The sequence below is a fragment of the Oleiphilus sp. HI0128 genome, from assembly GCF_001635365.1.
The window spans coordinates 1-19,194 of the sequence record NZ_LWGG01001549.1 but is presented as its reverse complement, the minus strand read 5'-3'; the positions used below and the strand labels follow the sequence as shown (position 1 = coordinate 19,194).

Sequence of the window (19,194 nt, the reverse complement as noted above, 5' to 3'; positions counted from 1 at the left end):
ATTAATTATCAAGTAGTGAATAATGGAAGCTTTTAGAGCCAAATTAGTAGTCTATATCCTTAAATTCTTAGCGAGCCTTGGTTTAAGCAAAGCCCAGGCTCTCGGTCGTTTTATTGGTCGGATTCTATGGATGGGCGACTCCGAGACCACACGTGTCACCAAAGAAAATATCTCGCATTGTTATCCCGAGCTATCAGAAAGCGACCAGAGAGAGCTAACACGGCGCAGTCTACTTGAAACCGGTATGTTATTTGCCGAATTTGGAGTGATGTGGGAATGGCCCACTGAAAAGACTTTGAATTTAATTCGCTCGGTTGAAGGTAAAGAGCACCTTGACGCGATATTTGAAAAGGGTAAAGGAGCGATTGTATTGGCGCCTCATCATGGAAATTGGGAGCTAGTTGGTTTGTATTTATCAACGCTTCGACCGATGGCTGCTCTATACAAACCGCCTAAAATAAAAGCCTTGGAAGAATATATGTCTTCGGTGCGAGGTCGTCATGGTTCTGAGTTAGTGCCAACCAATAGGCGGGGCGTTATTCGTTTGTTTTCTATCCTCTCGGATCAGGGGATGGTTGGTATTCTGCCAGACCAGGTGCCAGGCGGAACGGGCGGTGTTAATGCTCCTTTTATGGGAATAGAGGCTAATACGGTAAAGCTTGTATCTCGCTTGATTGGCCGCACTGGCTGTGAAGTCGTGAGCTTGTGTGCGATTCGCCGTCCCAAAGGGGATGGTTTTGATATGGTGTTCAAACCAGCTGATCCTGAGATATATAGTGACGATATCGCTACATCCGTCGCGGCATTGAATCGCTCAGTTGAAGCATGTATCGAAAGTCATCCCGAACAATACCAATGGGAGTACAAACGCTTTAAAGGGATGACGATAGACGGGCGTAAGGCTTATAGTAAGCTTAACCCATAGATTGGTTTAACGCTGCTATTGAGAATAGCCTTCAATCAAATAATTCCAGTCATTGTGAGTCCACTTTATCCCATGCCTTGTTACTTCCTTTTCAAAGCTGCGTTTTAAGCGCTTCAGATTACTGCTTTTCCAGGCATGCTTTGGCTTTAACATTTTGGCGCGATCAAAGTCGATGAGCCAAAATAAGCCCTCTTCATCTTGCAAAATGTTTTGAATGTTCAGGTCAGCATGATAAACACCCGCTTTGTGGAATCTTGCGATTAAAGCGCCTAATGTGAAATAGAAGTCTTTGCTTTGTACTTGTTTGAGTACTTGCAGTAAGTCTTGTGCATTAGGAATGCGGTGTGTCAGTAAGTCTGCCTGATAATATAGGCCTCTTTTGACTACCTGTGCGGCAGCAGGCTTGGGAACCGGCAAGTTTTGTTGATTGAGTAAACTCAAGATATTGAACTCACTGACAGAACGACTCTTTTGCCAGCCTTTAAAAAGGTAGTGGTCGTTGCTGATTTTACTCATCATGCCGCCGCGCAGATAATGTCTTAACACCAGTGAATGAGACTTGTGTTGGATAAACCAGGTTGTTCCACGTCCAGACTCTTGTCCATTAACGGCATTGAGCTTTTTCCAATAGCCTGATTCAAAGAGCTCGCTGGATATGTCCGAAAAACATTCACTATCATAGAGCCAATAATGCTGGCCGTTTTGAGAGGACTCTATATTCGGCATGATTTCAAGTTCCTTGAATCGTTTGGGTGGCGTTCTAGCTAAGACAATTCTAATTCATACAGGGCGATGGTGTCTCGGCACATTTGTGAAAGAGAGAAGTTTTCTTTGACGAAGGCTGCCGCTTCAATGCCTTGCCTTGTGCGTTCGTCTTTACTGTATGCCAGGGCTCGTTCAATAGCCGCCGCCATAGAACTGGAGTCGCGAGGTTTACACATCAGGCTTTTATAGGGAGGGGAGATTGTCTCCTGACTACCTCCGTGGTTTGTAGCAACTACCATGCGTTGCATCACTTGAGCTTCGCAGGCAGTACGACCGAAGGATTCCGGCTTGACGGAGGCTGAAATTACCAGATCAGCCAGCGCATAGGCTGCTGGCATGTTGTCGAAGTTTCCGGTTAACTTGACGTGAGCTTGCAAACCTTTTTCAGCGATCAAGGCTTCCAGTTCTTGTTTATATGCATCTTTTCCAGGCTCGTCGCCAACGAACAAGCAGTAAAAGTTACGATGGGGCAATTTAGCCAGTGCTTCTATTAGTACTTGATGGCCTTTAATTCGAGTTAGCCTTCCAGGCAGCATGATAATGTTTTTCCCCTCAGGGACTGACCATGCTGTCTTGAGCTGTTTCGCAGCGAGCTGAGCTTCTTCCAGCTCAAACCTATCCAGGTCGATGCCGCGAAAAATCAGCTTGGTCTTAGTGTTGAAGGTGGGGTAGACCTCTTCTATATGCTGTTGTACAAACTTAGAAACAGCGATCACATGCTGGCTTCTAAGCATGGCGCTGTTATACCAGCGCTTGAGAGCATTCTGGTGACCGTAGACACCATGAAAGGTGGTGACAAAGGGAATGTTGCTTTGTTTTGATGCCCATAAGGCGCTCCAGGCTGGAGCGCGAGAGCGAGCATGGATTAGGTCAATCTTCTGCGTTTCTATCAGCTTTGCTAGCTTTCTACTGTTCCACCACATAAGTATGGGGTTCTTGCTGTGAACGGGGAGCTCGATATGCTTCGACCCTTGTTGTTCAAGCGCCTTAACCATAGGGCCGCCAGAAGAAACAACCAATGAACGGTAGCCTTGCTCAACCAGTTCTTGAGCGAGGTCTAAAGTGCCTGTTTCGACACCGCCAGAAACCAGGCTTGGCAAAACTTGTAATATCGTTTTTTGTCTCATGCTTGCCCTGTGGTTTGCGCAGTAAGAGAAAGTTGTTGGTATCGTTTCAAAAGCCAGGTGGCAGCTGCCGAAGCCTCGTCAAGGCTTGCTGGTAAGTCAGGATAAAACTGTGCTTTCTTATTGCTTTGCCATTGACCGAAGTCGATAAGTTTGCCGCTAGAGGTGAGTCTGTTGATATGCATGCAAATTCGCTTCTTTTCTGATTTCGATACCATTGGCAGCTCTAATAGTGCGGTGGGCGAGCCTGACGTTAAGGACTCGTAGAGCATTGACATGCTGTCAGGTGTTACCCAAGTAAAAGCGCTGGACTGAAGTGCTTCATCTACTGGGCCAAAACTGCCATCTTGATACCGGTGACAGCTTAGGTTTGCTATTTCGAAACTTGAAATCTTGTCGATAAAGCTTAGCGGTGTTCGTGGCGAGTCGCTCAAGTGCCATAAAACTTCCCGGCGGGTGTCGCAAATTTCTTGGATTTGCTTAATCAAATTCGACTCGTCCCATACGAAGTGCTTAGAAGGGCCGCCGATCATCATAAGGTGTTGTGTTCGTTTCGTGTTTGGTGGGGGTGAAATCTTTGTGATAGGCCCTTGCGTTGTCATGACCCGTTCACTATTGGCTAGCCCGTCATGTTCGGGGCAAATGACGCCATCAAATAGCGGCAGCGGTAGGCTGGGTTTCATAATGACAAAGCTTTTGGCGCGGTGGGTCCGGGCGAGCATGAGCAGGCTTTTGTGAGTGCCGTGCCCTGCGCCAATGATGATGTCCGGGCTGTTATCCTGTTTTGTGGGAAGTAACAATCCTCGAAAGCCGACTTGCAGTGTTTGGCTGTCTAGCCAGAGCTCTTCGATATTAGTCTGGCGGGCAAGCGCTTTAGTTAGACCTTTTAGCTGACTGATGTGTCCGGCCCGCCCATCATGACAGACCCAAACCATCAAAGGTCGGGTAGCTCTCGTGTTAGATTGGCTTGACATAGATATCGTTTTCCTCGGAAGCGCTCTCTCATCAAGTGATGTGAGAAGCGCTGCTAATCGTCTATACTGCGTCTTTTGAATTTTTCGAAAGGCGCTTATGTTCCGCTTAGTTTACACAATTCTTTTCGCACTCTGTATGCCATTTGTTTATCTGAAGCTTTTATGGCGAGGATTTAAGGCGCCAGAATATAAGGCCAGAAAAATGGAGCGTTTTGGTTTTTTTAATGCGCCAAAGCTGAATAGAAGTATTTGGGTGCATGCTGTGTCCGTAGGCGAAGTGCTAGCAGCGGAGCCAATTATTCGAGAGATTCAAAGGCGTTTTCCAAACCGAGATATCGTTATCACTAGTATGACGCCAACCAGCTCCGAGCAAATTAGAAAGCGCTTTGGCAGTGATGTGTTTCATGTCTATGCACCTTACGATATTCCCTTTATGGTGAAGGCGTTTTTGCGCCGGGTAAAACCTGAATGTCTGATCATTATGGAAACCGAACTCTGGCCAAATATGATTCACCAGGTGATGCGAAGAAACTGCCCGGTTGTCATCGCTAATGCGCGTTTGTCAGAGCGCTCAGCAAAAGGCTACCGACGCTTGAAACCCGCTATTGGTTGGATGTTGAATGATCTGTCACTCGTGCTATGCCAGTACGAAAATGATGCTTCACGATTTGAATCACTAGATATCGCAAAGGAAAAGATTTTTGTAACGGGTAGCGTAAAGTTTGATACGAACGTGGAAGATAGTCATGTTAAAAAAGCCGCTCACCTGAGCGCAAATTTACCCGCTAAGCCTAAGATTTGGGTCGCGGCGAGTACGCATGAAGGCGAAGACGAGCTGGTTTTAAAAGTGCATGAACGTTTGAGGCAGCGCTTTCCCGATGCCTTGCTGGTATTAGTGCCTAGGCACCCTGAGCGCTTCGAAAGTGCTTTTCAGCAATCAAATAAGCAAGGCTTTAACACCGCACGAAGAAGCGAATTTGAAAAAATTCCCAGCGATGCAGAAGTATTTGTGGTGGATACCATGGGGGAGTTGATGGATTTTTATGCGACAGCTCAGGTTGCGGTAATAGGCGGTTCATTTACCGAAATTGGTGGCCATAACCCGATTGAGCCAGGCGCTTTGGGGTTGCCGATTTTAATTGGCCCCCATTACTTTAATTTTGAAGCTATTTGTCATCAACTGGTCGAAGCCAAGGGTATGGAAATTGTGGCAGATGAACTCGCGTTGCTCGAGTCGCTCGGAATGCTATTTTCAAACCCGGAACGGGCTCAGGAAATGGGGCAAAATGCATTGCAGAAAGTTGAGGCTAGCAAGGGAGCGGTGAAACGTGTTGTTGACCACCTGCAGCCCTTGCTTGAAGAAAGCTAGAGCTTACTGGCCGGGCGATAGCCAGGCGTTCAGAGCTTCAATGTCTTTAACACTTAAGGTTCCCGCTGCGCGTTTTATGCGTAGGCTACTTTCTACAAAATCGAAGCGAGCATTCGCGTAGTCACGAAGTGCAGTGAAATAGTTACGCTCGGCATCAAGTACTTCAACAATATTTCGAGTACCTACCTTGTAACCTTCACGCGTTGCTTCTAAAGCACTTTCACGAGAAACGATATTTTGTTGAAGTGACTCAACTGTCTGAATGTTGGTTTTCAGACTAATAAACTCGGTACGTGTTTCTATTTTCGCCTGACGTTGCGCTAAGGTCAGATTGTGTTTTGCCTCGGCGACCTGATGGCGAGCTTGGCGAACACCCGCCTGTGTTGCGCCACCAGAATACAGTGGCATGTTAAGTGTAATGGCTAGTTCGCTACTCTCACTATCATCGTTGCCAGCTGCATAGTAATTGGTGAAGGCAGAATTGCTATAATTGGCATCCAGACTGACGGTAGGTAAATGAGCTGCTTTCTTTGACTTTAGAAGTGCTTCGCTTGCCTTATAAGCGTAGTGAGCAATCTTGATACCTAGATTGTGGTTTTGTGCGGACTCAAGCCATTTTTCTGCAGAAATGCTTGTATCCATGGCAATAGGGAAGTCAGGATTAAGGCCATGTAGCTCGTTTGTATACTCACCCGTAATTCGCGAAAGGTTTTCCAGGGCGATGGTCAGGTTGCCCTCAGATCTAATTCGTGCAGTTTGCGATGCATCATAGGATGCTTTAGCTTCGTGAACATCGGTAATCGCGATTAAGCCAACATCAAACTGCTCTTTGGCTTGTTCATATTGGCGCTTTACAGCTGCTTCCTGAGAGTGGTCAGAGCGCAGGTTTTCTTGCTCTCTTAGTACTTTGAAATAGGCTGTTGCGACATTAAGGATTAAATTTTGCTGAGCAGTAAGGTAATCGACTTGAGCTAGCAGGGTTCTTTGTTCACTAGCGCTTACTGAGTGCCAGGTAGGTAAGTTCAATAGTGGCTGAGATAAACTTAAGTAATAGTTTTTTTGCTTGTAGCTATTGTCGCTTGAGCTTAAGCCATTTGAGTTTGTATGGCTTAAGCTTGCTCTTGCATTGACAGTGGGTAGTAGACCTGCAAATTCAATTTTTTGGCCTTCTTGTTCGGCCAAATAAGCTGACTGAGCAGCAAAGATCTCTGCGTCATAGTTCTCGGCTTTCTTATATAGGCTTAAAAGGTCGGTACTTTGTGCCGACGCAATAAATGGCAGCGTCATGCAAGAAAGAAAGGTTGAAATAAGCAGCTTTGATGTGTGCTTCATAGTGTCCTCTTTGATCGGGCGTACGGTATAGGAACCTAAGGCTGAAAATAAGCTTTGGCTCGATGGTTTCATTATGGACAATCTATATGAAGAACTCTAGACTTCCTTGGCGCAAATACCTGTCTTGTGCAGCATGTAGATGTTTGTATGTCCCTCAATAAATCGCAAAAACAGTATATTTAGTTCGAAAAACGCTAGCCTCAGTTCGAGCTGAAAGGAGAAATAATGTCGACGATCAAGCTTCAATATGGCAAAGAAGATTATCAGCTAATTGGCCGTGAGTCCTGCTTTGAAGGCTTCTTTCGCATGGAAAAGGTTACCCTGAAACATCGCTTGTTTGATGGTGGCTGGAGCCGGGAAGTCAGTCGTGAATTGTTTATTCGGGGTGATGCCACTTGCGTTATTCCCTACGACCCAATGGAAGACAAAGTTGTGCTGCTGGAACAATTCAGGCCGGGCGCAATACTCGAGGATCAATCACCCTGGTTGCTGGAGTTGGTTGCAGGGATGAATGATGAGGGCGAGCACCCGGAGAATGTTGCACGCAGAGAAGCGCAAGAGGAGGCGCGCCTGGAATTAGGCGAACTTGAAAAAATTTGTGAATACTTGGTCTCGCCGGGCGGCACTACAGAGAAGGTCTATCTCTACTGTGCTAAAGTCAGTGTTCAAGGTGTTGGTGGCGTGTTTGGTCTTGCTGAAGAAGATGAAGATATCAAGGTACACTGCCTAGACTTTGAAGCAGCTTATAAATTGGTCGAAAATGGCACCATTAACAATGCTGCCGCTATTATGGGGCTTCAATGGCTGGCCTTAAACCGGGAACGCTTGCGAGAGCAGTGGCGCTAGACTAAGGGGAGAGTATTATTTTAATGCGTAAAAAGTATGTCCCCGACTTGGTTCAGCTTGGCGCGACCTTTGAAAGCAACTATAACCGCCTAATTCGTTTGATTCGAATGATGGGCGATGTTGAACGGATTCGCTTCAGCTTACATAACGGCATGTCTTACGTTGGGCAAGTACATATGACGCTTGTTGAGTCTTGTAAATATACCGATACTTTTTTGCTTGAACAAACCGCAGCGGCAGGGAAGTGGGTGAACAACCCCAAGCTTACGGTGCGTTTATATCATGATGCGGGTGTCGCTGAAGTGATAGCTCGCGATGGCCGCCAGTTAGCTCAGGGTGTAAATATCTACCCAAATCAAAAAATGCACTTGCCCGATGAAAAAAGTCAGATGAATACTTTTCTGACGGAATGGCTGAATTTCTGTATTTCTTATGGATGTTGCGACGAGAGTCCGTTTACCCATCAGAAAGTGTGAAAGTCTTATCAGACTGTTTGTCTTTATTAACGCTAATATCTGAGACGCGCGTAACAAAAAATTCATACCTTAGTATGAAAACACTAAAACAAAGCGTCATCATCATTTCCAAACTGCAATATTGAGCTAACTTATCTAGTTAATCTGCGAAAAGTTTAGTGAATCTATGGATAAAGCGTATTGCAGATCGGTTCTCTGAAGGAGTGAGTCTCAGTGTGCCGGGTCAAATTGGAATTGAGATTGTCAGATCAGCGATTTAGATAACAGAAAGAGCCGAACGAAAATGTCGAGTCATGTCAGTGCAGGGGGCGCTGTGATTAACCTCCTTCAAATAAGTGATTGCCACCTCACAAAGGATGCTGAAAGTGACTTGCTTGGTGTGGTGACACGCGAAAGCCTTGTTGCGGTGCTTGATAAAGTTGAAGCTGATATAGCTGCGAGCTTTTGTCCAAGCCCGGATTACGTTTTGGCGACGGGCGATATTGCACAGGATGCAAGTCTTGAAGCCTATCACTACTTCCAAACTCAAATTGAAGGCTTTAACGCTCCCAGCCGTTGGTTCTCTGGGAATCATGATGACCGTGGCATTATGGCTGAGGCCTTGGGTCACGGGGTCGAGACGGAGCGCTTGCTACGTGTTGGCAATTGGCAAATTATTTTATTAGATTCGTCTGTAACAGGTGCCGTACATGGCATGTTACGAGATGATGATTTAGCCTTTCTAGAGCGGTGCTTGTCTGAACGCCCCGATCTTCATACCTTAATTAGCTTTCATCACCATCCGGTTGATATCGGCAGTACCTGGCTGGATAAGATTGGTTTGCATAATCGAGATCAGTTTTTCGATATCGTTGACCGCTATGACAATGTCAGAGCGGTACTCTGGGGGCATATTCATCAAGAGTTTTCTGAAACGCGTAAAGGTGTTCAGCTGCTGGCGACGCCTTCAACCTGTATTCAATTTACTCCGAAGTCCCATGATTTTGGTGTAGAAGCGATAGCGCCTGGTTACCGATGGCTAAAGTTATTTGACGACGGTCGTTTAGAGTCAAAAGTTTCAAGAGCTGAAGATTTTCAGTTTAATTTAGATCTCGAGAGTAATGGCTATTGAAGTCTGTTATTTATTTACATGGTTTCAATAGTTCACCACAGTCTCACAAAGCCCAGTTATGCAAGGCTTATTTTGAGCGACAATGCCCTGGGCTTCGTTTAGAAATTCCAAAACTCCCCCCATCGCCACGCGAAGCGATTGCTCTGGTAGACAAGCTGATTGAAAGCATTGGTGTACAGAATCTGCTCGGATTCATTGGTAGCTCGCTTGGTGCTTATTACAGTATGCACTTGCTTGAGAGGTACTCTTTGCCGGGCTCCTCTCTGAAGGCAGTTTTGATCAACCCTGCTTTAAAGCCTTACGAACTGCTCGTTGATTATCTAGGTGAGAATACTAACTACTACTCTGGCGAAACCTACACTGTATTACCTTCACATATGGATGAGTTAAAGTCTTTGGAACTAAGCCCTAAGCAGAATGCTTCGTTGGTCAGTTCGGATAATGTTTATATCATGACGCAAACCGGAGATGAGGTCTTGGATTTCGCACAGGCTTTAGCATGTCTGCCTAAGGCTAAACTCTGGGTTCAGGCCGGTGGTGATCATGCATTTTGTGATTTTGAAAAGGTTTTGCCTTCCCTGCAATACTTTCTTTTATAGTCAGCGAATCGTCGCTATTTATGCCTTATAAAATAATTGGTGGTTTTTTCCCCAGTCAATCAGGTAAAATGCCGCTCTAATTTTACTCTATTTATTCCTAACTTCTCGGAGAATGCTCTTGGGCTCAAAAACCGCATTATATGAGGTGCATCAGGATTCCGGTGCCAAGATAGTAGATTTTGGTGGCTGGGACATGCCTTTGCATTATGGCTCTCAAATTGAAGAGCATAAAATTGTGCGCCAAAGCGCGGGTATGTTCGATGTGTCGCACATGACAATTGTTGATGTACAGGGTAAAGACTCTCGTGACTATCTTCGTTATTTGTTAGCGAACGATGTCGACAAGCTGCAAGAAACAGGCAAAGCACTCTATAGTGGCATGTTGGATGAGAAGGGTGGTGTGATCGACGACCTGATTGCTTATCGTATGCCTAAAGACTATCGCCTAGTGGTTAATTGCGGTACGCGAGAAAAAGACCTGGCTTGGATGAACAAGCAGGCTGAAAAATTTGATGTGGAATTGATTGAGCGCCCCGAGTTAGCCATGGTGGCCATTCAAGGCCCCGAAGCTATACAGAACATTAAGCAGGCTTCTCCTGATAATGCCGAGCTTATCGATAGTTTAAAAGTGTTCCAAGGCTTGGAAGCTGGCGATTGGATGTTCTGTCGCACCGGCTATACCGGTGAAGACGGTTTGGAAGTCATGGTGCCAAGCGATGCTGTTGCTGACTTTTGGAAAGCTTTGGTTGAAGCGGGTGTTAAACCATGTGGCCTGGGTGCCCGAGACACACTGCGTCTTGAGGCAGGTATGAACCTATATGGCTCCGATATGGATGAGTCTGTAACGCCGCTTCAGTCTGCTATGGGCTGGACAGTATCTTTCTCAGAAGACAGGGACTTCATTGGGAAAGCAGCGCTACTTGCGCAGAAAGAGCAGGGCGTATCGAGCAAATTGGTAGGCTTGGTGCTTGAGCAACGCGGTGTATTACGTGGCCATCAGAAAGTAATTGTTGAAGGTGTTGGCGAAGGTGAAATTACTAGCGGTAGCTTTTCACCTACACTTGGCTACTCGGTTGCCTTGGCGCGAGTACCTGCTGCGACGGGAGATAGTTGTGCTGTCGATATGCGTGGAAAGCAGGTGCCCGTTAGAGTGGTGCGCCCGCCTTTTGTTCGTAATGGTAAAAAAGTATTCGAGTAAAAAGCTCGTGCTTGTTGCTTAAATGTAGCAGGAACTTGCCAGAATAAATTTATTCACTATTTTAGTATTTGATTTAATTGTTATTTAGTTTGAGGATTGCAAAACATGAGTCTTATCCCTGGAGAATTGAAGTATCTATCTAGCCATGAGTGGGTTCGTCTGGAAGAAGATGGCGAAACCGTTACTATAGGTATTACTGATCATGCACAGGACCTACTGGGCGACGTGGTATTTGTTGAATTACCTGAAGTTGATGCAGTCATTGAAGCAGGTGAAGAAGCCGGTGTTGTCGAGTCAGTTAAAGCAGCATCTGATATCTTTTCTCCTGTTGGTGGAACGGTTCTAGAAACCAATGAAGGCTTGGAAGATTCGCCTGAAACGGTTAACAGCGATCCTTATGATGATGGCTGGTTCTTCAAATTGAAGATCTCTGATCCTCAAGAGCTTGAAGGCTTATTGTCTGCTGACGAATACAAAGAAATTTGTGAAGCAGAAGAGCACTAAGAAACTTAGTGTTTCAGCTGGTAACTGATAGCATTTGCCAGCTAATTATTTCAGACCTTTGTGATACTTGTTTAGATCGTGCAATTTCGGTGAAGCAAGTCGGCAAAGGTTTTTATTTTTTAAGTTCCTGAGTGAATGCTTTGGGAACTCGCTGCAAAGAGGGTGTGTAATGCCTTTTATTCCTCATACGGAACACGATATCCAGAAGATGTTGGATGTTATTGGTGTCGACAAAGTCGATGACCTGTTTGATGAAATTCCAGCTCACTTACGAGCCAAACCACTGAATGGTGTGCCTGAAGGTTTAGGCGAAATGGAAATGATGCGGCTAATGAGCGAGCGTGCTCAATTAGACGAAGGTGCGCTATGTTTTATTGGTGCCGGTGCCTACGAACATCATATTCCTGCTGCTGTGTGGGATGTGACGATGCGTGGTGAGTTCCTGACTGCCTATACACCTTACCAGGCAGAGGCAAGCCAAGGGACTTTGCAGCTAATCTATGAATACCAAAGCATGATGTGCCAGCTTACGGCGATGGATATGTCTAATGCTTCCTTGTATGACGGAGCATCGGGCCTAGCTGAAGCCGTGTTGATGGCGATTCGTGCCAACAGAAAGTCCAAGAGCAAAAAGGCTCTGATCGCAGGTACCGTACATCCTCTATACCAGCAAGTGGTTGATGACATTGTTAGCAACCAGGGAATTTCCATTGATGTATTGCCAATGGACGATAAAGCGCTTGCCGTTGATAGTGCAGCGTTAGAAAGCTTTGCTGGCCAAGACTATGCCGCTTTGATAATTCCTCAGCCAAACTTCTTTGGCTCGTTGGAAGATGTGAATGCTTTAACCAACTGGGGCCAGGCAAATGGCATGTTGGTTATTGGCGTCGTTAATCCGACAGCTTTAGCGCTATTAACGCCTCCTGGTGAATGGGGAGATAAGGGTGCCGATATCGCCGTGGGTGAAGGTCAGCCATTGGGTATTCCTATGGCATCGGGTGGCCCGTATTTTGGCTTTATCTGTTGTAAAGAAAAGCTGGTTCGCCAAATGCCAGGACGTATTATTGGTCGTACTGTCGATCTGGAAGGTAAAGAAGGTTTTACCCTGACCTTACAGGCACGCGAGCAGCATATTCGCCGTTCTAAAGCGACTTCCAATATATGTACCAACCAAGGCTTGGCGGTTACAGCAGCAACGATTTATATGTCTTTGATGGGCTACAAGGGCCTTTCTCAGGTAGCGATGGCTTGTCATCAAAATACTCAAAAATTGCGCGCTAAGCTTGAAGCAATTGACGGAGTGTCAGTGCTGAATGGCGAAGCCTTCTTCCATGAACTGGTTGTACAGGTCGATAACGATGCTGATGCAGTACTTGAAAGCATGGCTGAGCAGGGCGTGTTAGCGGGCTATGGTCTTGAGCAACACTTTGATGCTTTGAAGAACTGTATTCTAGTGTGTGTGACTGAAGTGAAAAATGATGCCGACCTGGACTTATTCGCTAACGCGTTAAGCCGGGCGCTAGCAGGAGGAGAAGCCTAATGTTGATTTTTGAAAACGGTAGTCAGGGCAGAACAGCTTCGGCGCAATTACCTCCTAAAGCCGATAGCCAGGCGACCACGATTCCTCAGGAATTGCTACGTCAAAAGCCGGCGCTTATGCCAGAGGTATCTGAATTACAAACTGTGAGACACTTTACTAACTTGTCTCGCAAGAATTTCTCGATAGATACTCAGTTCTATCCCTTGGGCTCTTGTACGATGAAGTACAACCCAAAAGGTGCGCAGCGTGCAGCGAGTTTGCCGGGTTTTATATCTCGTCACCCTTTAGCGCCTGAGTCGCATAGCCAAGGTTACTTGTCATGTGTCTATGAGCTTCAGGAAGTACTTAAAGAAGTGACGGGTATGGCGGGTGTATCACTAAGCCCTATGGCCGGTGCACAAGGTGAATTCGCCGGTGTTGCGATGATCAAAGCCTATCACGAAGCACGTGAAGATTTTGGAAGAACTGAAATTATCGTTCCAGAAGCAGCTCATGGGACAAACCCTGCTACAGCGGTAATGTGTGGTTATAAGGTAAAAGAGATCCCTGTAAAGTCAGGCGGTGATGTTGACCTGGAAGCGCTTAAAGAAGCAGTTGGCCCACAAACAGCCGGGATCATGATGACTAACCCTTCGACCTGCGGCGTGTTCGAAAGACAGATCGAAGAGATTGCCAAGACGGTTCATGACGCGGGCGGTTTGCTTTATTACGATGGTGCGAACCTGAACGCGATCTTGGGTAAAGTACGCCCGGGCGATATGGGTTTTGACGTGCTGCATATGAACTTGCACAAGACCTTTGCAACACCTCACGGTGGCGGTGGACCAGGGTCTGGCCCAGTTGCTGTAGGTGAGCGTTTACTACCATACCTGCCTACGCCAATGGCGGGTTGTCAGGCGCAAGCAGACGGCGTTAAGAATTATCATTGGGTGACCCAAGCAGATAATGTAGATTCCATCGGTCGCCTAAGTACCTTCATGGGTAATGCCGGGATTATTCTTCGAGCCTACATTTACGCAGTACTACTTGGCCGAGAAGGCTTGCATCGAGTTGGTGAGTTTTCAACCTTGAGTGCAAACTACATGGCTAAGTTGATGGCTGATGCCGGTTTTGAATTGGCCTATCCTGAGCGTCGAGCCACGCATGAGTTTATTGTGACGATGAACAAACAAGCGAAAGGTCTGGGTGTCACGGCGATGGACTTTGCCAAGCGTTTACTCGATTACGGCTACCATGCTCCGACCACTTACTTCCCCTTGTTGGTACCAGAGTGTTTGCTGATTGAACCAACCGAGACAGAGTCTATTGACGAGCTAGAAGGCTTTGTTAAGGCGATGGCAGCGATTCAGAAGGAAGCGGAAGACACACCAGAAACAGTAAAAGGTGCGCCTTATACGCAACCTGTTCGTCGTCTGGATGATGTTAAAGCTGCACGAGAACTTGATGTAGCCTACTCAGCGCCAGCAGAGTAAAAATGTTCCAAAAGGGTGCGCTATGGTGCACCCTTATCCTGCCCTAAAAATTTCTAAACTATTTCAAACGTACGCCTTGGCAATATCCGTTTTAGCATCTATCTTACTATTTCAACATGGATGAGAGTTGTCGCAGGGTATTAGCTAATACGACTTACCTGACAGACAATATTTCTAGCTCTATGTTCTTGATATACAGTTGTTAGCTGTTTTTAGGGCATAATCTTTCGATTTCTCTATAGTCTATATATCCGTTTCCAGAATTAAAATTAGGTTTGTATGCTCTTCGCTACGCAAAACGAAGACCTGTATTTAGTGCTGTGTTGTATGAGTATTAATCAATTTGGCCTGTTTTGACCTAAAATGATCTAAATAATACTAATAGAATTTGAAAAAATTATATTTTTCAAATGCTTAAAGTTTAAAAATGTGATAAATATATATTTATCTTTTGGCTGTAGATACACCTGCCAAGCGGGTGGCACGACTTGAATGGAGCGTTATTAATATGGACCAGTATTCAGAGCGGAACCCTTATGCTGATCACTTGGTAGAAATTAATAAATATAACCCGGTTTTAACGACGCAAGACATATGTAATAACCGTGGGGCAACAGTTGTACCCAAAGGAACCTACCTCACTGAAGACGTTGCCAATAAGATTGCGCGCTTTCAGCTGGAACTTCCCATAGAACTGCAAGTTAGCTTGGCGAGTACCGTATCACCTAGTGAATTGTTTGACTCGATTCGTAAGGCACAGAATAAGGTCTTGAAGGGCTTGGATCGCATGGATTTAACCAAGGAACTGGTTCGACAGTGTGGTTTAATCAGTGCTTATCCACTGCTATCTCAAAAGCTGACAGTTTTTGCAGATCGCTTATCGCCCCGTTTTAATTCAACTCAAAGTGCTACCGGTTTTGCAATACTCATTGCGCTTGAGCTTGGACTCAATGATGAAGATATGGAAGTTGTCTTCACCGCAACACAAATGCATGATGCAGGCTTCTTGAATATTGACCCTGATATTGCTGCCATTTTTGACAAGCTTCCCGATAGCGAAAAGCGACAAATGTATGTGCAGCAGTTGTCTTTGGGGGGCGAGTTTCTTGAAAATATACCTAATCTGTCCGAGCGGGTAGGGCGTGCAGTCAAAGAGCATAAAGAACGTAAAGACGGTTCAGGCTGGCCGCAAGGCATTATCGGAGATAAGCATAGTCTCGATGCTCAGGTTGTTGGTCTTGCTGTTATGCTTGATGAAGCCTATCGAAAAAAATTGCGTCCGAGAGGTTATGGGCCTTCTCAGTTAATTCCTTTAATTCAGGCTGAATCAGAGGCGGTTGATCGTGATATATGTCATGCTGTCGTCGAGATGCTGCGTAAGAATGCCCAGGGCCTTGCTCAAGTTATCCCCATAGAGTTTATGCCCAAACTATCGCGTTACTTGGTGGTGCAGCAGCGTTTTATGGTGCATTGGTTGGAACTTGCAAAGCAATGTGCTGTAGGGATGCGAGAGGTGCAAAGTATTGCACAGACAGAGCGTTCCATGTTGATCATCAAAGGCCTGGAGGAACTCTACCGTAATTCAGGTTTATGGGATTCAGAGGTTCGGCGTTGGCTCAGTGAGGCGGCCGATTGCTTGGAGGTTGAGCATAATGCTAGAGAGTGTGAAGAGCTTGAGGTTGTCGCGCTACTGCTAGAAACTGTGCTGGATAAGTTGAAGGCTTTGCAATGGTCTATGCGAGATGCGGCCAAAAAAGTAGGTAGCGACTGGATCAACCGCTGCGATGACCTCGCCAGCTTATTGTATTCGATCCCCAAAGATCACTTCGAAGCCTTTGAAACCTACTCATGTTTTGCTGAAGAGTAGGCGGAATATTGCGACATAGGCTAATCGTTGCTACGCTTAAAGGCACAATAACAACGTTTAGTCTTATCGATAATGAAAATAACTAAAAAGAACCTAATCCGCAGCGCCTGGCTTGGCGCCATGGTCATCATAACTATTGCCTTAACGCCGGTTTACCTCAAAAACGGTGGCTTTTACTTCGATGATCAGGGCCTTAGAGTTGAGGATGTCAGCTTCCGGACATCCAGTCGCCTGAAGTTTCGCACTTACAATGACTCTTCTCGTAAAGGCGATGTCGTACTCTGGTTTCGTTATAAGCAAAAGAACGAATGCCTCTGGATCTTTCAAATGTTCCCAGAAAGCCACGTCGACCTAAACGCCCAGTGCCCGGGCTTAAAAGATAAAGACTACATCATCAACTACGAATGGGCTGCGAGTAACCCTCGGCTAGCATCGAATGCTGTACGCCTGGGAATGGTTAAAGACTTCTTTTAAGATTTTTTGTTGGAAGGTTGTAGGTACAACTGTTTGGTGTTTTGTCTTTTTATTAATATGTGAAGAGATTGAATGCCGCCGATAAGGAAATCGTTGTGTCTAGTCATGCTTCAAATGAGGCTGGAAAGTCTTCATCCGTTGATACGGGCTTAGCTTGCCTGGTATCAATAGCACGTTATCACCAAGTCGCTGCAGATCCAGAGCAGATTCGTCATTACTTTGGTACTAATGAACCTTCATCCGAAGCTAAAAACTCGGCCTCTTGTCTGAATGATAAAGATATCGTTCGTGCTGCTAGACACCTAAAACTTAAAGCCTCACTAACAAAAGCAGACATCGCTAAGTTAGAAAAGATGGCCTTACCTGCGATAGGCCTGAGTAAAAATGGTGAGTACTTTATTCTTGCCAAAGTCGCAGATGAAAAGGTTCTTGTTCAAGTGCCTGGTTCTGAAAAACCACAAGTCTTCACTCTTAGTGAATTCGAAGATTATTGGAATGGCAGAATTATTCTAATTACTCGACGTTCACTCCTGCCAGGTATGAACGGTAAATTTGATATTTCCTGGTTTATCCCCGCTATTATCAAGTACAAAAAGATCTTGATGCAGGTCTTGGTTGCCTCCTTCTTTATTCAGTTATTTGCACTAATTACGCCGTTGTTCTTTCAGGTGATTATCGACAAAGTACTCGTCCATCAGGGCTTAACTACGCTCGATGTATTGTGCTTCGGTTTAATCGTCGTTTCCTTATTCGATGTGATTTTGAATGGCCTTCGAACCTACGTCTTCTCGCATACCACCAATCGGGTTGATGTGACCTTAGGGTCGCAGTTATATAACCATCTCTTGCGTCTATCCATATCATTCTTTAATGCACGGCAAGTGGGGAATACTGTAGCCAGAGTTCGAGAGTTGGATACCATTCGTGAGTTTATTACTGGCTCTGCTTTAACGCTGATTATCGATATCCTTTTTACCGTGATCTTTTTTGTGGTGATGTACTACTACAGCCCGCCCCTCACATGGATAGTGTTAGGTTCGATTCCCCTCTATGTGATTCTATCGGCGACAATCACGCCAGTTCTTAGAAACCGCCTAAACGAAAAGTTCAAACACGGAGCAGAGAACCAGGCTTTCTTGGTCGAGTCCATTTCAGGTGTTGAAACACTCAAGTCCATGGCAGTTGAGCCACAAATGCAACGTCGATGGGAAGAGCAACTAGCTGCTTATGTGTCGTCCTCTTTCAAGGCGATGAACTTAGGCAATATCGCCAGCCAAACGGCGGGCTTTATTAACAAGGCAGTTACAGTATTAATCCTTTGGGTGGGTGCAACACTGGTGATTGCAGGCTCCTTGAGTGTCGGGCAGTTGATCGCATTCAATATGCTCGCAGGCCGAGTCAGTGCACCGATTCTGAGGCTCGTTCAACTCTGGCAAGACTTCCAGCAAGCAGGCATTTCATTAGAGCGCTTGGGGGATATTCTTAATACGCCGGCAGAACCTGGTCATAACCCAAACAGAACAACGCTGCCTGACTTGAAAGGCAAGGTGTCACTAGAACATATTACCTTCCGCTATCAGCCAGATCGACCTGAAATACTCAAAGATTTAAGCTTGGAAGTTTCGCCCGGAGAAGTGATAGGCATTGTTGGTCGCTCAGGTTCAGGCAAAAGTACCTTAACCAAACTCGTGCAAAGGCTATATGTGCCCGAGTCAGGCAGAGTGCTGGTTGATGGTGTCGATGTCGCACAGGTTGACCCGGCATGGCTACGCAGACAGATAGGCGTGGTGCTTCAAGAAAACGTTCTATTTAACCGTTCAGTCAAAGACAATATCGCCTTGGCAGACCCAAGCATGAGCATGGATAGAGTGATCGAAGCCGCAACCTTAGCAGGTGCACATGAATTCATTCTACAACTTCCAGAAGGTTACGACACCGTGGTGGGCGAGCAAGGCGCTTCATTATCAGGAGGGCAAAAGCAACGTATCGCTATTGCCAGAGCGCTCATTACCAACCCCCGCATTCTGATCTTTGATGAAGCGACCAGTGCCTTGGATTATGAGTCTGAGCGTATCATTCAAGACAATATGCGCTCGATATGCAAAGACAGAACGGTATTTATTATCGCTCATCGTCTATCAACCGTTCGTGCAGCAGACAGAATTATCGTCATTGAAACCGGGCGAATTGTTGAAAGCGGAAGCCATGATGAATTGCTCGAGCTGAATGGCTACTATGCCAAGCTACATAGCCATCAAAGTCATATTCCTAGCATTCGCGAGGTCAAAAAAGACGAAGGTAAAACAGCTAAGCCCACGAATAAACTAGCGATGAATTTACCTAAGGCGAAGATAGTCTCCAAGCCGAAAACATCCACAGCTAATCAGATGGAAAGTGAAACAGATGGAGGTGTGGAATGAGCTCCTCAATTCAACTCCCTGTGGGTGATGTCTCTGAAGAAAAAACAAAGAAAGGGCTGTTTGCTTTCCTTCATAAAGATCAGTCAGTCTCGCATAAAGAACTGTACCAGTTCTTACCGGCTGCCATTGAAGTAGAACAAACCCCAGCCTCATCAGCAGGCAGAGCCATTATCTGGGCAATCGTAATACTATTCACCA

The 19,194-nt window shown here is 45.8% G+C and carries 18 protein-coding genes; 14 read left to right on the top strand and 4 right to left on the bottom strand.

The window, feature by feature from the left end; all coding sequences use genetic code 11:
* The first annotated feature begins 22 nt into the window (after window positions 1–22).
* Complete coding sequence (locus tag A3763_RS25520) at window positions 23–925, top strand: lysophospholipid acyltransferase family protein (protein WP_068510241.1); 903 nt, start codon at window positions 23–25, stop codon at window positions 923–925.
* A 15-nt stretch (window positions 926–940) separates the two neighbouring features.
* Here A3763_RS25520 and A3763_RS25515 read toward each other — a convergent pair whose 3' ends face one another.
* Genes A3763_RS25515 through A3763_RS25505 form a run of 3 tightly spaced genes read right to left on the bottom strand, consistent with a single transcriptional unit; the run spans window position 941 to window position 3,788 of the window.
* Window positions 941–1,651, bottom strand: a complete 711-nt coding sequence (locus tag A3763_RS25515; protein WP_068510247.1) for a 3-deoxy-D-manno-octulosonic acid kinase — start codon at window positions 1,649–1,651, stop codon at window positions 941–943.
* A 38-nt stretch (window positions 1,652–1,689) separates the two neighbouring features.
* Entirely contained in the window at window positions 1,690–2,817 is a 1,128-nt protein-coding gene (locus tag A3763_RS25510) for a glycosyltransferase family 4 protein (protein WP_068510249.1), read from the bottom strand.
* A complete protein-coding gene (locus A3763_RS25505) occupies window positions 2,814–3,788 on the bottom strand; it encodes an ELM1/GtrOC1 family putative glycosyltransferase (protein WP_068554042.1) in 975 nt (324 codons plus the stop codon). The genes A3763_RS25510 and A3763_RS25505 overlap by 4 nt, the downstream gene beginning before the upstream one ends.
* A 97-nt stretch (window positions 3,789–3,885) precedes the next feature.
* Between A3763_RS25505 and waaA the strand changes: the two genes are divergently transcribed.
* Complete coding sequence (gene waaA / locus A3763_RS25500) at window positions 3,886–5,157, top strand: lipid IV(A) 3-deoxy-D-manno-octulosonic acid transferase (RefSeq protein ID WP_068508161.1); 1,272 nt, start codon at window positions 3,886–3,888, stop codon at window positions 5,155–5,157.
* A 3-nt stretch (window positions 5,158–5,160) separates the two neighbouring features.
* On the opposite strand, the gene A3763_RS25495 is transcribed toward waaA, so the two are convergent.
* On the bottom strand, window positions 5,161–6,489 hold the full coding sequence (locus tag A3763_RS25495) for a TolC family outer membrane protein (protein ID WP_068508171.1): 1,329 nt from the start codon (window positions 6,487–6,489) through the stop codon (window positions 5,161–5,163).
* A 225-nt stretch (window positions 6,490–6,714) separates the two neighbouring features.
* Between A3763_RS25495 and A3763_RS25490 the strand changes: the two genes are divergently transcribed.
* The 12 genes from A3763_RS25490 to A3763_RS25435 all read left to right on the top strand — a co-directional run.
* Window positions 6,715–7,335 (top strand): NUDIX domain-containing protein, encoded by a 621-nt coding sequence (locus A3763_RS25490; RefSeq protein WP_068508160.1) that lies wholly within the window; start codon window positions 6,715–6,717, stop codon window positions 7,333–7,335.
* Window positions 7,336–7,358: 23 nt separating this feature from the next.
* A complete protein-coding gene (locus A3763_RS25485; RefSeq protein ID WP_068508158.1) occupies window positions 7,359–7,811 on the top strand; it encodes a DUF1249 domain-containing protein in 453 nt (150 codons plus the stop codon).
* 283 nt (window positions 7,812–8,094) lie between these two features.
* Window positions 8,095–8,922, top strand: coding sequence for a 3',5'-cyclic-AMP phosphodiesterase (cpdA, locus tag A3763_RS25480; protein WP_068508155.1), 828 nt, complete (start codon window positions 8,095–8,097; stop codon window positions 8,920–8,922).
* Window positions 8,919–9,521, top strand: a complete 603-nt coding sequence (locus A3763_RS25475; RefSeq protein ID WP_068508152.1) for a YqiA/YcfP family alpha/beta fold hydrolase — start codon at window positions 8,919–8,921, stop codon at window positions 9,519–9,521. The genes cpdA and A3763_RS25475 overlap by 4 nt, the downstream gene beginning before the upstream one ends.
* Window positions 9,522–9,639: 118 nt before the next feature.
* The gene (gene gcvT, locus A3763_RS25470; protein ID WP_068508169.1) at window positions 9,640–10,719 is read left to right on the top strand and encodes a glycine cleavage system aminomethyltransferase GcvT; all 1,080 of its coding nucleotides are present in this window, start codon (window positions 9,640–9,642) and stop codon (window positions 10,717–10,719) included.
* 105 nt (window positions 10,720–10,824) lie between these two features.
* Window positions 10,825–11,223 (top strand): glycine cleavage system protein GcvH, encoded by a 399-nt coding sequence (gene gcvH, locus A3763_RS25465; protein ID WP_068508150.1) that lies wholly within the window; start codon window positions 10,825–10,827, stop codon window positions 11,221–11,223.
* A 169-nt stretch (window positions 11,224–11,392) separates the two neighbouring features.
* Window positions 11,393–12,763 (top strand): aminomethyl-transferring glycine dehydrogenase subunit GcvPA, encoded by a 1,371-nt coding sequence (gcvPA, locus tag A3763_RS25460; RefSeq protein ID WP_068508148.1) that lies wholly within the window; start codon window positions 11,393–11,395, stop codon window positions 12,761–12,763.
* Window positions 12,763–14,235 (top strand): aminomethyl-transferring glycine dehydrogenase subunit GcvPB, encoded by a 1,473-nt coding sequence (gene gcvPB / locus A3763_RS25455; RefSeq protein ID WP_068508146.1) that lies wholly within the window; start codon window positions 12,763–12,765, stop codon window positions 14,233–14,235. The genes gcvPA and gcvPB overlap by 1 nt, the downstream gene beginning before the upstream one ends.
* 508 nt (window positions 14,236–14,743) lie before the next feature.
* Window positions 14,744–16,102: an HD-GYP domain-containing protein gene (locus tag A3763_RS25450; protein ID WP_068508144.1), complete on the top strand. Its 1,359-nt coding sequence runs from the start codon at window positions 14,744–14,746 to the stop codon at window positions 16,100–16,102.
* 72 nt (window positions 16,103–16,174) lie between these two features.
* On the top strand, window positions 16,175–16,576 hold the full coding sequence (locus tag A3763_RS25445) for a hypothetical protein (RefSeq protein ID WP_068507607.1): 402 nt from the start codon (window positions 16,175–16,177) through the stop codon (window positions 16,574–16,576).
* A gap of 95 nt (window positions 16,577–16,671) precedes the next feature.
* Complete coding sequence (locus tag A3763_RS25440) at window positions 16,672–18,996, top strand: type I secretion system permease/ATPase (RefSeq protein WP_156495335.1); 2,325 nt, start codon at window positions 16,672–16,674, stop codon at window positions 18,994–18,996.
* Window positions 18,993–19,194: hypothetical protein (locus A3763_RS25435; protein ID WP_156495334.1), on the top strand; the 202-nt coding region annotated here is incomplete at its 3' end. The genes A3763_RS25440 and A3763_RS25435, both read left to right, overlap by 4 nt.